Origin of the sequence: Paenibacillus tarimensis, from assembly GCF_021532315.1 — a bacterium.
GTDB lineage: Bacteria > Bacillota > Bacilli > Paenibacillales > Paenibacillaceae > Paenibacillus_I > Paenibacillus_I tarimensis.
This window is the reverse complement of sequence record NZ_JAKGAO010000006.1, coordinates 78,555-93,208: the sequence shown is the minus strand read 5'-3', so window position 1 is coordinate 93,208 and position 14,654 is coordinate 78,555. Positions and strand designations below refer to the sequence as shown.

Genomic DNA, 14,654 nt, shown 5'->3' with positions numbered 1-14,654 from the left:
CGGGACATCGTTACGATGAACAGATCTGCCGTTCTAATGTTAACTGCCTACTCACGAAGCCGGTCCATACCCCTGCGGATCGCTGCAAACAGCTTCTGCCAGTCCTCACTTGCTCCGGTTCCCCCGGCTGGCTTATTCGTTTTTTCCTCGGCCGGGTCCGCTTCAGCTCCGCTTTCTTCCTTAATCCTGCTGCTCAACCGGTCAGGGATTTGCCGGCCCTCCGATTGTGTAAATCCGCCGCTATCCTCATCCTTCATCACAACGGCACCTCGCTTTCCCTGTCCTTAACCGTCGAACCATGTTTTGCGCAGTGTGAACAATGCCTTCAGTTCATCCTTATCAAGCTCCGTTATCCAGCCCTCCGACTGCCCGACCACCTGATCGTTCATCGATTGCTTCCGGGTCAGCATGTCGTCAATGCGCTCTTCAAGCGTACCGATAGTAACGAATTTGTGAACCTGTACATCCTTCGTTTGTCCGATCCGGAATGCACGGTCTGTCGCCTGGTTTTCAACTGCAGGGTTCCACCATCTGTCAAAATGAAAGACATGGTTGGCTGCTGTCAAATTCAGCCCCGTTCCTCCAGCCTTCAAGGAAAGCACGAAAGCACAGCCCGGCTTGGAAGTGTCTTGGAAGGTTTCAATCATAGCATCACGATCTTTCTTCGCTACCCCGCCATGAAGATAGGGAACAGGCATGCCCAGCTTCTCTTCCAGCTTGGCTTTGATCATGGATCCCATATCAATAAATTGGGTGAAAATCAGACAGCGGTCTTCCTCGGCCGCCAGCTCTTCCACCATCTCCAAGAGCCGGACCACCTTGCCCGAGCGGCCTGCCTCCCAGGAGGCCGGGCCTCCCGGCATATCTCCCAGCAGCAGAGAGGGATGATTGCATATCTGTTTCAGCCTGGTCAAGGTTGCCAGAATCAGGCCCCGGCGCTTCATAGGTGACAGATCATCCAGGCCTTCAAGCAGCTCATTGACCGTATTCTCATACAGGACACCCTGCTCGGCCGTCAGTGATACAAAGGTCTTTGCCTCGTTCTTATCCGGCAGAGACAGCTGTATAGCCGGGTCCTTCTTCAGACGCCGCAGCATAAAGGGCTTTACCCACTGCTGCAGCTGGCGGATCAGGGATTCATCGCGTGAACGCTCAATTGGCTGTACGACCTGGCTGCGGAATTCTCCCAGGCTGCCGAGATATCCGGGATTCATAAAATCATGGATCGACCACAGCTCCGTCAGCCGGTTCTCCATCGGCGTCCCCGTCAAGGCGATCCGGTGCCGGGCAGGCAACCTGCGGATTGCCGATGACTGCTTTGTATAGACATTCTTAATATTTTGGGCTTCATCCAGACAGAGGGCATCCCATTCGACCATCTTGAGCTCTTCTTCATCTAAGGGAGCAAGCGCATAAGAGGTCAGAACAAGATCCACACCGCTTACCGCTTCCCGGAAGGCCTCTCCCTTCAACCTCCGAGGCCCATAATGTACATATACAGAGAGATCAGGCGCAAACCGCTCCAGCTCCTTCTCCCAGTTGCCGATAACCGAGGTAGGACAAATAAGGAGAGCGGGTTCTGATTCCGTAACCCCCCCCGCTTCAGCAAGCTGCTCCTTGACATGGAGTAAATAAGCGGTGAATTGGACCGTTTTGCCTAGCCCCATATCATCTGCGAGGCAGCCCCCAAGGCCGAACCTTCGGAGAAAGGCAAGCCATGATACACCCTCAAGCTGATACGGCCGGAGTTCGCCGACAAAGGATCGCGGCTTATTCACAGGCGGCAGACCGGCAGCGTGCTGCAGCTGATCAATCCAGGCAGCCAGATGCTCATTAAGCTCGATGACAGCTGTTGCCATACCGTTATCTTCCGTGCCTTCTCCCTCTTCAATCGGGTGTTCCCCCCGCAGATGCCATTCGAGCACATCTCGGAAGGTCATGCCTTTCGATTTCCCGGCTTTCTTAATCCAGGACTTAACAAGCTGGATATCCTTAGGATCAAGATGTACCCATTCTCCGCCGATCTTGAGCAGCCTGCGGTTTTCCGCCGCAAGCCTGCTGAAATCCTCTTCCGTCAAATCCAGATGGCCTACAGCAAGCTTCCAGTCAAACTGTACAATTTGATTCAACCCGAACATAGGCTGTGCGCCGGAGCCGACGGATGATTTGACCTTCGCCTTAAGCCGGATTCGCCGGGTACGCACCGATTCCCACCAGGACGGCAGCATGACTGCACATCCGGCCTGAAGGAGCTTCAGGCTTCCGTGCTGGAGAAACTCCCAAGCCTCCTGCTCTGTAACAGTGAGCCGGATCATGCCGGGGTGAGCAGGATTACCCAGCTCGGGCAGCACGGCCAGCCACTTGTCCTCTTCCTTTTCCAGCCGTTGTGATAACCATGGCTTCCAAGATGACGGGCAAGCCTCAAGACCCGGCCAGCTGTCCGGACCAGATGCTCCGCTCACAGCAGAAGTCCGCTCACGAAGAATAAATGACCGCTCCGTATGCTCCCTGTCCTGCAGATGCACAGCCAGCCGCCACTGTTCTTCCTCATCCGGCTCAAGCAGCTGGAGGGCGATCCGAAACGGGGTCTCGTCAGATTTCCAGCCGATGGCGACCAGCCAGTCATCTTCGTCCGCCGCCGACCTTCCCGAAAGCTCCGCGCCTGTTCTTACCAAGAGGCTTCGAAGCGCATCACCGGCTTCTTCATCGGCAGCAAACAGCTCCTCCAGCGCTTCGCTGAGCCAATTGCTTATGCCTTCAAGCTGAAGCGGCTCTGCCCGTTGCAGAATCCTTTGCCATTGTTCAGCTGCAGCAGGATTGTCCTCGGGAGGTGCGGGTTTCCAAGCTCTGTCTCCCTGCGACCAATGCTGAAGGTCCGGAGCAATCCAGCCATTCATCATGGCACTGCGAATCCAAACTGCGGCATCCCTTAGAACCGTCAGCCTTTCGCTCCATTCCACCTCGAGCAGGTGAACCGGCTTCGGATCTGACAAATAATCAACCGCCATTAAGGGGCTAAGCAGAAGGCCTTCGGTATGCAAATTAATCTTTTTGGTTATCTGCTCGCCAAACCAAGAGCCGCTGTGCCAGCCAAACAGGGCCTTCCTCAGCCGTTCAACTGTCCCATGCCAGTCATCTGCAGTGAGCCATACTCCCTCTCCCGTCAGCCACAATCCATCCAGGCTGCATGCCCGGATACTCGTCGTCCCGCTCATGGCACCAGCTTCCCTTTCTTCAATTCTTCCTGCAGGGCCCGAAGCCTGGAATGCTTCGTATGCAGATAAGTGATATACCGTTTCCACACATGGCTTCGATCACTTGAATTGTATAGTTTCTCAAGTCGTTTAAGCAGCTTAACTGCTGTCTTATACCCCTGACGGTTACGTGTCTGAATAGAGTCATCAACCGCCTGGTGATAGAGCGGGAGCAGGGTGGACGGTGCCGACTTGGCCACCTCCCTGATATCCTGCACATCCAGCTCATCCGGCCGGACGGTCAGCAGAAGCTGAAGGTCAGCCCATTCCTCATATTTGCCCCGCTCCAACAGATGGGACGACAGTTCAGCATACGAATATGGCAGATGCTGTGTCATCATATCCAGCCAGCGTCCCGAGTCCGGCCAGCTCTGATCTGCCTCGCGGCAAAGCCTCATAAAAGGCCTCAGCATCGTGGAATTACGGCAGTCAGCCAGCTTGCTTCCGATAAAATCAAGCCAGCGGATCAATCCTTCCTTGTGTCGGGCCTTAAGCCGCTGCTCCGCAAATTCGTAAATAAAGAGTGAGGTGCGTTCAAATGGCGTGTCCTCCAGCAGCTTAATGGCCCCCACATCATCACCATCCCGGTAGCTGAGCTGTGCTTTAGCCGCCTGCAGCACCGACCGCTGCCTCTCATCCCAGCCTTTGTCTGCCAGCAGCTTGTCGAGCGATACACGCTCTGCAGCAGCGAGCTCCGGGTTCCCGGCAAGGTGCTTCCATAATACATGCAGCATGTAATCCCATCTAAGAAGGGTAAAAGAAGCATTGAGTGCATTCCGGCGCAATAAATTATTCAGGCTGTCGATCCATTCCCGTTCCTCCACAGTCATTTCGACTGGTTTCAGCTCCGTGACGAGCTCATTAAAGTGAGCGATCCAGGGATCCACGGAACGGCTGAACGACATCTCGTAATAGTAGCGGTTATAAGCATCTGTTGAAGCATAGGCCAACTCAACCTGCTCCAGCACAAAGGTTATAACATGCAGCCAGTGTACCCGTCGGAGCGGTTCGGACCACAGCTTGGATTTACCCTTAAGCTCCTGCAGCACCGGCTGGAGCGGATGAAGGGAGTGCCGGCAATGGCGCCATATCTCCCCGTAGTCCTTTTGAAAATAGTCGCGCCAGGCAGACGGTCCCGACTCTTGGTCCGGTGCATCCTCTATCTTGGAGGCAGCTGCTTCCAGAACTGCATTCCCTTTGAGGCCGGCTGGCATTTTCTTGCCGGAATATTCCATGTACCAGGCATCCGGATTCCCGCCCGTTGTTTCGTAATAATGGAAGAAGACAGCAGCCATATGCTTGCAATAGCCCTTATAAGGGCAAGTACAAGTACTGTAAGCAAAATCATCGGCGTCCAGCATGACACCGTACACAGATTCCCCGCTGACAGCACCGTACACCGCATTCCCTTCCACAACCTCTGTAACCATTACCTTCCGCTTGCGGTAGTAGTCCCACCCTCGTTCCATTATGTTGGGAACAATCAGCGTGGCAATCGCGCTCTGCAAAAAATCCACTTGCTCATCCGCCAGTCGGTTCATTGCGCAGCCTACCCCCACCCCGTACGTTATGTCATTCATACAGTATAACAAAAAAACGACTCTCCTGCCGAAGGAAAAACGGCAGAAGAGCCTGACAGAGATGGTTTAAAAACAATCAAGTACTTTATTAGTTCGGAATTTCTATTACAAACGAAACCCGGTCATCGCGAGAAGCCTGAACTGTAATACTCCCCTTGTAATTCTCAACGATAGATTTCACTATCGAGAGGCCCAAGCCTTGATGCCCTCCATCATTCTTGGTCGTATAGCCAGAGGCAAAGAGCGGCATTTCGCTAAGCGCCTTGGCATCCTTGGCCGTGTTGGTAATCGTGAATACCAGACGCCCGCCTTCCAGAGCCCCGTGCAGTTCAACAAAACGCTCGTCCTCAGGGTACTTCAGCACCTCATCGAAAGCATTATCGGTCAAGTTACCAATCAGCCGGGTTAAATCCAGTGATTTCATCCCCAAATCCAGCTTCTCCAGGCCGCTGAAACGGCATTCAAACGTGATTTTGTTGGATTCGGCTTGTGACAGCTTGGAGCGAACCAGTGCTGCGATCGCCGGATTCCCGATATTGATAATATCGTTAGTCAGACGTATCTCGCCAATCAGCTCCTGTGCATACCGTTTCAGCGCGTCCGTTTTATTTAACTAAACCAGCGAATGGATCGTTTGTACATGGTTTAGAAAATCATGCCGCTGAGCACGGATCATATTGAACATTTGATTGATCTCTTCCACATAAGTACGCTGCGCTTCAGCCGCCACACGTTCTCTCGAACGCTGCAGCAAACGCATGCTGATCCACACGATTGCAATACTAAGCAGCGTCAGACCCCCGATGACGAGACCGATACCGGTAAACTGACGATCCAGCTTGGACTGAATAACCTGGTAGTCGGACACTATGGTTAGCACGTAGCGGTTTATAGGCTGCCCCTTGTCATCAAGTATGCTTGTGACCTTGTCGATATCGACAGGAATGAAGGATTTCATAACATGCACACCATTTACCCGGCCGTCCACCGTCACACTTGTTCCTGTTTCATACGCTTTCTTGATCGCCTTGCGGTCCTTGGCTGTCTTGTAATTGTAGGTACCAAAAATAATTGGTTTCTGTGTCTCATGATCCAGCGTCTCACCTGAGAACGTAATCGTCTGAATAGCACCTGTCTCATAGATAACAGGATTAATCCCCGTTATTTCAAGCAGGGAAGTGTTTTCCTCAAGCGTTTTTCGGATCAGCCTCTCAACACCGGTATTTTCCTCATAATCCTGTAATGCTTCATAGCTTACATATGGATCAATGATATAGTTGGTTGAACCGTCGTAATAATACCCCCATTTACGCAGTTTGCTAGTGTCAGATGTAGCATAATCATATGGTCCGGTCCAGAAGTTCGGCAGTGTCTGTCCCCAGTCTATGGATACATTGTGCTCTTCAAACAGCTGCCTGAAGGCTTGATGCCATGGTCGCCACGTGCCTGTCTTAATCCCGATCTCCCGGGGATCGGAGGAACGGTACAGCACAATGTTGTCTTCTGTCTGCTTAAGCAGGGTGATATGAAGGACATCGAGCTTCCGAGCCAGCTCCATCAATTGTTCATTGGTTACCAGCTCTACATCAGGATCCAGCGCGTACTGCGCGGCAATGGCTGCCGCCCGAAGCTCCCGTCCGATCTGCTCTTCGAAGCGTTCCGCTCCCAACCGGGACTGCTCGACGGACAGCTCAATTTGCTTGGCAACGGACAACAGCTCATGACTCAAGCTATCTTCCAGTGACTTCTTCGTATAAAAATAGTAAACCGTATTGTTGATTCCCAGCAGTAGAAGCAGCAAAACGGCGGCGATTAGCCAAATGTTTTTATTCATCGCCAGCCCCCGACATCGTTACTAATATTTTCGACAGTTTCTGTCAGTTATTTCAATTATCATCGATTTACAGGATTTATACAATGGGTATAATTGTACAAACTTTGCTCATTTCCGATAAAAAGAAGACCGGTTCCGGCAAGCCGGAACCGGTCTTCTTTTGTAACTACAGCCTAATAAACCTTCTAGCCAAGCAGTATTCTGCTGATTAAGCTGCGGACCGCCCATACACGCTCCTGCCGTTTTTTATACTTCGGAAGACTCCTGTATATGTCCTGCGCTTCACGAAATGCATGCTTAGCTTCATCCTTCCGGTCCATCTGCTTGTATATTACGCCAAGCCGATAGTATGCCTCGCAGGAAGAAGAATGCAGCTCACGGAAAGCATTCAAATAGGCCAGCGCCTTACCTGTATCTAGCTTCGCCGAGGCAGCGGCCAGTCTTAAATACGGCTGCCCGTATTTAACACGCGGGTTAATGGAGAGTGCGCGCAGCACTGCTTCCTCACCCTTTTCCAGTTCACCGGTGTGAAGGTATACATTACCCAAGTCGTCCCAATACTCGGCCGAATGCTCCATCGCATCGCCAAGCTCCGCGAGAACCTTGCCAGCTTTGTGATAAGCACGCTTCTCAATAAGAAGATGAGCAAGCTCCATACGGGACGACCTGTCATTTGGGTTAAGAAGCAGCTGCTGCTTCAGCTTTGCAATCCGGCTGCGCCGTTTAAGCGGCTTTACCAGGCTCGGTGACAACCCTATGAACCGGCGGTCGAGCAGATAAAGAATGACCAGCAGCACCAGAATGGCAACAAACGGATTACCGAACAAGTACCACAGAAAACCAAATGAAAACAATTTAAACATAATCCTACCGCCATCCTGTTCATTAAATCATAATGATGATTGTACCATAAACAGGAAAAGCCAGGCTATATACTGTTAAACTCTCCGGTTATGTTAGTCTTTCAGCAGCTCAGCAGCGCGTGCATTGGATTCAACCTGCTCCGGATTCTTGCAGCCTGGTATAACGCAGCTTACAACCGGATTTTGAAGACACCACGCCAGTGCCCATTCTGCCATAGGAACACCAGCAGGCACTTCTGTCCGCGCAATGTTCTCTGCTTCCTCCAGCAGGCGTTCACGCTCCGCCGTTCCGGCAGCACGGGAGCGAACATCATTGCTTGGGAAGACCGAGGATTTATTATATTTGCCGCTCAGGAAACCGCTGGCCAGAGGTACACGTGCAAGAACACCAAGATTTTGACGTTCACAGGAAGGGAATACTTCCTTCTCCGGCTTGCGGTCCAGACGGTTATAGACAACTTGAATCACATCCGCACCCACTTCAGTGGCCTTGTCTGTCTGATGAATATTTTCGTTTGATCCAATTGAGATGCCCAGATGGCAGATCTTGCCGGCCTGCTTCTGCTTATCCAGCATTGTCCACAAATCATCGTTATCAAAAGCCTCGTTAGGCAATGAATGGAACTGATAGAGATCAATATAATCCGTACCCAGCGCAGTAAGGGAGTCCTCAAGCTGCTTGAGCACGTCCTCTGTAGAAGCGCGGTCATCACGGGTAAAGTTAGCGTGGAAATGGTGTCCAAACTTAGTGGCAAGAATCCAGTCTTCACGCTTATCTTCCTTCAGGTAGCCGCCAATCAGACGCTCGGACAGATGATCACCGTAGCATTCAGCTGTGTCAATCAGATTGATGCCCAGCTCCTTGCCTCTGCGGAGGACAGCGCTTGCCTCTTCTTGAGAGTAGTTAATTCCCCACTCGCCTCCAAACTGCCAAGTACCAATCCCGATAACCGAAACATTCAAGCCCGTTTTCCCGAGAAGCCTGTACTTCATTCCGATTCCCTCCCACTTTTCTCCGTATGTACTATGCCATTTTAACATGCTGTGTCAGGCATATCAAAGACAGTCCCTCTCCAGGCTCCAAGATGATTGTTTTCTAATGCGGACGTGCATGAAACTTGTTTTTCGATACCAGAATAGGGGTAAACCTAAACTAGGTTCTAAGCTGACGCTTATGAAGCTGGTTATCACAAACTGAAACTAATTCAGGAGGGATTAACTATGGCTACAGGCACAAGCACGAAAGAACAAAATTTTCCACCGCAGCATCAGGAGAAGCAGCCAGGACTCGAAACGAAGATGAATCCGGAACCGGAGATAGAATCTCCAAATTACAAAGCTGCAGGCAAGCTTAATGGTAAATCAGCCATTATCACCGGTGGTGACAGCGGTATAGGCCATGCAGCAGCCATTGCCTATGCCAAGGAAGGCGCAGACGTTGCGATTGTATACCTGAACGAAGAAAAGGATGCTCAGGCGACCAAAAAGCGGATTGAAGAACTCGGCAAGCGCTGTCTGCTGATATCCGGCGATCTCGGTGATGAAGCCTTCTGTAAGAAGGTCATCGACCAAGTCATCAAGGAATTCGGCAAGCTGGATATCCTTGTCAACAATGCAGCCGAGCAGCATGTGCAGCAGAACTTTGAAGATATAACGGCCGAACAGCTGGAGAGAACGTTCCGCACAAATATCTTCTCCATGTTCTATCTGACGCGTGCTGCCATGCCTCATCTGAAAGAGGGTGCCTCCATCATCAATACAACATCGATCACAGCTTACGAGGGCAACCCGATGCTGATCGATTACTCGTCGACCAAAGGTGCCATTCTCTCATTTACGCGGGCATTATCAAATAGCATTGTCAAGAAAGGCATCCGCGTAAACGCGGTAGCCCCAGGTCCAATCTGGACACCGCTTATCCCAGCTTCCTTTGATGAGGAACAGGTTGCCAAATTCGGAGCCAATACACCGATGAAACGCGCCGGACAGCCTTCCGAGCTTGCAGCAGCCTATGTTTACCTGGCAAGCGACGACTCATCCTACATGTCGGGTCAAACCCTGCATCTCAATGGCGGTACCGTCGTAAACGGCTAACCTGTTAGCCGCTAAGCTTATCTCGCCGAAGCCCAAGGTTATCGAATTTGCCGTTAGTTCGCAAACGGCGGTTCTATAAAAGAAGTACGGAGACAGTCGGGGCAGCCTGCTTGAGGCGAGCCGGCTGTTTCTCTTTTCCTCACTCCTCAAGCACCTGCTTCCATCGGTTGTAGTAAGATTGAACCATCTGACGTACCATACTCAACAATGCTTCTTAGTTATTCTTTTGACACCCATTATTTCCTAAATGCTATATGCTGTATGTCTAAAATTTGCTTCTGAGTTAAATGCCTATCCGTTTGCTTTACCGGATATACCACTAGATGAATCGGGAACTGTTGATACTGCTGCTAATTTACATAACGAGTTAATTTGCTGATGGAGTGAGCGAATTAACCAAAGTATTTTCACAATAAATTATGGTCCTGCTTAGTAACTGTGCTCTATTACTAGTGGTGATATTTTCGATGATGGAGCTTGGTGGGCTTATGTATTTAGCTCAGAAGCCTGTTCTGGGGAAGAGAGTTTTCGACTTGGCTGTGATCTGGGGAGGGTCATCTAAAAGTTGACCGATCTGAAATCAGAGGAATCTGTATTGCCCATTGAAACAGGAACATATGTTTGATATAATGTAAACCGAACACATGGTCCCCTTTTGATTACAGTTAGTCAATGTTGTGAGTATTTAGGGAGGCAGGCACTATGATACCTTTTACCGTGTTTATGAAGGAGTATGGCGAGGAGAGTAATTGCCGCAGATTGATTGAACGCTTACGCTGGCCTGAGGGCTTTTGCTGTCCCCGGTGCGACTACGCTTATTATTATTATATCGGGACGCGCGGGCTGTACCAGTGCCTGGAATGCGGGGCCCAAACCTCCGTCACCTCGGGTACAATGATGCACAGAACAAGGCTGCCTCTCTCCTATTGGCTGTATGTAGTGTACAACATTGCTGCCGACCACGTAATCACCGCCTCAGAGCTGTCAAAGGTTCTTGCGGTTCAGTATAGAAGCGCCTACCGTCTGCTTCATACCGCCAGAATTATGATGAGTAAGCTTAACGGAATCAAATCTTTGCAATACATAACGACTCAGAGAATATTGGAAGTAATCATGCCAGACAGGCTAACTATAAACCTAGATATAGAACCATCCTATGATCATATAATCTCAATCTCAGGGAAGGAATTCCAAGAGGAAGAGGGGGCTCATACGAAGCACACAGCTACCGGGATGGCAGACGGCCAGCTGCACATCGACAATACAGCTACCGGGACAGCAGACGGTCAACTGCACATCGACAATACAGCTACCGGGATGGCAGACGACCAGCTACACATCGACAATACAGCCATTGGGACGGCAGATGATCAGCTGCATGCCGAGAGGAGGGCTGCCGGCTCGTATGGTCAGTTGGGCAGGGAAGGGAAACCCGACATCCGATACAAGACTGGGGATGTGAGAAGCAGGCAGCCTGCTGTCTCTATTCCTGATTGGAAGCATGCTGCATCATTGGCTGAGACCGAACCTGCTGTTCAGAGGGCCCGCAACCGCTTTATCAGACAGGCATATCAGTTTATTAAAGGATCTTATGGGCATAAGGTCACAATGCGCTATCTCCCTCTCTATTGCCAGGAATACTACTTCCGGGTTATGCGAAGGACTTCCTTCCAGATTCGCTGGAACCTACTGCTTGCCAAGCTGGTTGGAATTAGGCCTGCTTATTAGATGTCCCCTGCTGCGAGAGCACCCGCGGGACTATTCATGAGAATTCTTACTTTTGAGGGTAACCTCACTGCTTGTCAGGCGATGCAGCAAGGCCCAGAGGAACAATTCCCCCTGGACCTCAGCAACAGCTTTTAGAACCGAAGCGACGGCAATTTCCTGCCTACAAAATCAAACATCGTAAGATTGGACCAGTTATTCTCATGGCCGACAGACCACTCCTGTTTGGATGGAATCCAGCTTGGTTCCCACCAATAGAAGCCTACTCCCAAGTCACCGGCTGCCTCTTTTACTATTGCAATGAAGTCCCTCAGATACTTGGCCTGGCCTTCTGGAGTAGCCGGATAGCCTTCATGAAGCAGCTCCTCCTTCTCTATTACAAAGGTATGGCCAGCTGACTTGTCAAGGGTCCAAGGGTATGCCGTTTCTACGACTATAATTTCCTTGCCGTACCGCTCAGCCAGATCCTTAAGGTTGTGCTTCAGGTCGTCCAGCGTACCATGCCACCAGGAATAAAAGGACAGGCCGATCGTATCGAACCGAACTCCTAACTGTTCGAACCTGTCGTAGAATGCAACGCTTGAAGCGTTGTCTCCTCCCCGGTCAATATGAATCATAACATTGATAGCTGAGTCTACCTCCTTACAAGCAGCAATACCGGATTTCACAAGCCCGCTGAAGCGCTCCCACTGGGCATCATGATTAAACTCTTCCCCATCCACCTTGCCGTCATCCCACAGCATCCCGGGCGTAATCTCATTTCCGACCTGCACCATATCCGGCAGTGTGCCTTGAGCTTGCAGTGCCTCCAGTACGTCCCGTGTATATAGATAGACCGCCGACTTAAGCTCTTCGTACCCGAGCTTGGCCCAGGCAGCAGGCTTCGACTGCTGGCCCGGATCAGCCCATTTGTCGGAGTAGTGGAAATCAAGCAGGAAATGCAGGCCGAGCTCCTTGATCCTTTTGGCCATAACGAGCGTGCGCTCCAGATTACAATAGCCCCCAGCAGGCTCGTTCCAAATTCTTAGGCGTATGGAGTTTACTCCGTTATTCTTCATGATCTGAAGACAGTCTTCTTGGATGCCTGCATCGGAGTAGGTACCGCCGCTCTGTTCAATTTCATCCAAAAAGGAAACATCCATTCCGTTAATAAATGCTGGTGTAATACGGGCTTGTACTGCTGCTTCTTCATTCTTTCTCATACTGATTACTCCTTCCGCCTGTCTAAATTATAGGTAATGAGAACGCTAGACAAAGGCACGCCCCCATCTAAGCATGAGGCGCGTGCCATAAGTGATTTTCGCTATTCTTTAACAGAGCCAAGAACGAGACCTTTAACAAAATACTTCTGCAGGAACGGATATACAACCAGAATTGGAAGTGCACCGATAAAGATTTGGGCTGCATTAACCGTCTTCTGTGATAAAAGCTCCATTTCCTTCGGACTCATGCTCATTGTGCTCATGTCCCGCTGAATGACGACCGTCTGAAGGAAAGTTGCAAGCGGCTGGCTCTTCGCGTCATGAAGATAGAGCAGCCCATCAAACCAAGAGTTCCAGTGGAAGACCATGCTGAACAGTGCCAGTGTTGCGATCGCCGGCAGAGAGACCGGCAGGAAGATCGTAAACAGGGTCCGGAAATGGCCAGCTCCATCGATTAATGCCGCTTCCTCAAGCTCCTTCGGTATACCTCTGAAGAAGTTCAGCATCAGAATAGTCAGGTATACATTGACCGCGCCTGGAAGCACAAGCACCCAGAAGCTGTTCATCAGATGCAATTTCTGAATCACGATGTAGAAGGGCACCAGACCGCCATTAAAGACCATGGTAAAGACGAAGATCCAGGCATAGATCGTTCTTGCCTTGAACACGGTGCTTTCCTTCGAAAGCGGATAAGCCGCCAGGAAAGCGAGCACCAGCGTGATTGCCGTTCCGATTATCGTCCGTTTGATCGATACAAGGATCGATCCGAGGAACACCGGGTTATTAATCGTCTTCTTGTATGCTTCTGTCGTAAAATCAACAGGCCACAAGCCGACAAGGTTAGCATCAGCTGCCGATTTGGCACTGAAGGAAATGGCAAGCACATGCCAGAGCGGTATGATACAAACGATAGCTAGCAAGATTAGGCCGCTCGTATTGAGCGTATTAAAGATTCGATATGATAACGTCTTATGATACATTTACGCTCACCCCGTAGTTTAGAATATCCGATAGCCTGCAAGCTTGTAGGCCAGACGGTACGATATGACGATCAGAATCATGCCGATAACGGATTTGAAAAGCCCGATTGCCGTACCGAAGCCCATCTGTCCATTCAGAATGGCTGCGCGGTAAACGAACGTATCAATAATATCGCCCTTATCATACACAAGCGGGTTATACAGGTTGAAGATCTGGTCGAATCCGGCATTCAGAATGTTGCCGAGAGCCAGTGTTCCCACGACGATTGTGATTGGAATCATCGATGGTATTGTAATGTGCATGGTCTGCTTAAACCGGCTTGCGCCGTCCACTTCTGCAGCTTCATACAAGGACGGGTTAACATTAGCCAGTGCTGCAAGGAATACAACCGTACCAAAACCAAACTCTTTCCACATATCGGTAACGACTACCGTAATCCGGAACCATGTGCCATCTCCGAGGAAGAAGATCGGTTCTATACCGAACAAGTTCGTAATGATCCGGTTCACGAATCCGCCGTCCGTTGACAAGATATCTACCAGAATTCCGCCAAGAATAACCCAGGAGAGGAAGTGCGGCAGGTAAACTAACGTTTGAACAAATCTCTTCACGAACATCTTGCGAAGCTCATTGAGGAAAATAGCAAATGTAAACGGTGCAATCAGGTTAGCCACCATCTTAAGTACGGCAATGACCAAGGTGTTAAGAATAACTTGAACACTGTCCTCCCGTTCAAACAGGTAACGGAAGTTGTCCAGTCCGATCCATTCCGATCCGCTGATACCCAGTCTTGGTTTAAAATCCTGAAATGCCATGACAATCCATGCCATGGGCACATAACTGAACACAATCAAAAAAATCAGCGATGGTAAAATCATCAGATGAAACGGCCAGTTACGTTTTAGAAGCTTCATTATTTGTCCCCCTATTACCAGTTACAATCTCTAAAGCGATTATAGCAACATGTCGAAACAGCAAGTAGCCAACAAAAGCAATATAAATGGCACTATTGCAACCTCTTTAAATGCTTGCAGCAACCAAATGTAACCACTTACATCGGGAGCCGCAACCTGCGTTCATTGTGGGCATAAAAAAAGCGGCTGCATAAGCAGCCGCCAGAT

12 protein-coding genes are annotated in these 14,654 nt (G+C 50.3%); 2 read left to right on the top strand and 10 right to left on the bottom strand.

Annotation, left to right across the window (positions count from 1 at the left end):
- Nucleotides 1–47: 47 nt before the first annotated feature.
- From L1N82_RS05505 to L1N82_RS05475, 7 genes are all read right to left on the bottom strand, one after another.
- Nucleotides 48–257, bottom strand: coding sequence for a hypothetical protein (locus L1N82_RS05505; RefSeq protein WP_235286380.1), 210 nt, complete (start codon nucleotides 255–257; stop codon nucleotides 48–50).
- 27 nt (nucleotides 258–284) lie between these two features.
- Complete coding sequence (locus L1N82_RS05500; RefSeq protein ID WP_235286379.1) at nucleotides 285–3,215, bottom strand: DEAD/DEAH box helicase; 2,931 nt, start codon at nucleotides 3,213–3,215, stop codon at nucleotides 285–287.
- A complete protein-coding gene (locus L1N82_RS05495) occupies nucleotides 3,212–4,834 on the bottom strand; it encodes an SWIM zinc finger family protein (RefSeq protein WP_235286378.1) in 1,623 nt (540 codons plus the stop codon). Before L1N82_RS05495 ends, L1N82_RS05500 begins: the two co-directional genes overlap by 4 nt.
- An 88-nt stretch (nucleotides 4,835–4,922) precedes the next feature.
- On the bottom strand, nucleotides 4,923–5,258 hold the full coding sequence (locus L1N82_RS05490) for a sensor histidine kinase (protein WP_235286588.1): 336 nt from the start codon (nucleotides 5,256–5,258) through the stop codon (nucleotides 4,923–4,925).
- A 189-nt stretch (nucleotides 5,259–5,447) separates the two neighbouring features.
- Nucleotides 5,448–6,668 carry a Spo0B domain-containing protein gene (locus L1N82_RS05485; protein ID WP_235286377.1) on the bottom strand — a complete coding sequence of 407 codons (1,221 nt, stop codon included), beginning with the start codon at nucleotides 6,666–6,668 and terminating at the stop codon, nucleotides 5,448–5,450.
- A 185-nt stretch (nucleotides 6,669–6,853) separates the two neighbouring features.
- Nucleotides 6,854–7,531, bottom strand: a complete 678-nt coding sequence (locus L1N82_RS05480) for a tetratricopeptide repeat protein (RefSeq protein ID WP_235286376.1) — start codon at nucleotides 7,529–7,531, stop codon at nucleotides 6,854–6,856.
- A 93-nt stretch (nucleotides 7,532–7,624) separates the two neighbouring features.
- A complete protein-coding gene (locus L1N82_RS05475) occupies nucleotides 7,625–8,524 on the bottom strand; it encodes an aldo/keto reductase (RefSeq protein ID WP_235286375.1) in 900 nt (299 codons plus the stop codon).
- Nucleotides 8,525–8,752: 228 nt separating this feature from the next.
- Between L1N82_RS05475 and L1N82_RS05470 the strand changes: the two genes are divergently transcribed.
- Together L1N82_RS05470 and L1N82_RS05465 are read left to right on the top strand one after the other, a co-directional pair.
- Nucleotides 8,753–9,625, top strand: coding sequence for an SDR family oxidoreductase (locus tag L1N82_RS05470; protein ID WP_235286374.1), 873 nt, complete (start codon nucleotides 8,753–8,755; stop codon nucleotides 9,623–9,625).
- 702 nt (nucleotides 9,626–10,327) lie between these two features.
- Nucleotides 10,328–11,353 carry a transposase gene (locus L1N82_RS05465; protein WP_235286373.1) on the top strand — a complete coding sequence of 342 codons (1,026 nt, stop codon included), beginning with the start codon at nucleotides 10,328–10,330 and terminating at the stop codon, nucleotides 11,351–11,353.
- A gap of 131 nt (nucleotides 11,354–11,484) precedes the next feature.
- On the opposite strand, the gene L1N82_RS05460 is transcribed toward L1N82_RS05465, so the two are convergent.
- The 3 genes from L1N82_RS05460 to L1N82_RS05450 all read right to left on the bottom strand — a co-directional run bounded on the left by L1N82_RS05460 (nucleotide 11,485) and on the right by L1N82_RS05450 (nucleotide 14,447).
- Nucleotides 11,485–12,552: a glycoside hydrolase family 53 protein gene (locus L1N82_RS05460; protein ID WP_235286372.1), complete on the bottom strand. Its 1,068-nt coding sequence runs from the start codon at nucleotides 12,550–12,552 to the stop codon at nucleotides 11,485–11,487.
- A 101-nt stretch (nucleotides 12,553–12,653) separates the two neighbouring features.
- Complete coding sequence (locus L1N82_RS05455) at nucleotides 12,654–13,532, bottom strand: carbohydrate ABC transporter permease (RefSeq protein WP_235286371.1); 879 nt, start codon at nucleotides 13,530–13,532, stop codon at nucleotides 12,654–12,656.
- A gap of 18 nt (nucleotides 13,533–13,550) precedes the next feature.
- Complete coding sequence (locus L1N82_RS05450) at nucleotides 13,551–14,447, bottom strand: ABC transporter permease (protein ID WP_235286370.1); 897 nt, start codon at nucleotides 14,445–14,447, stop codon at nucleotides 13,551–13,553.
- Nucleotides 14,448–14,654 lie beyond the last annotated feature (207 nt).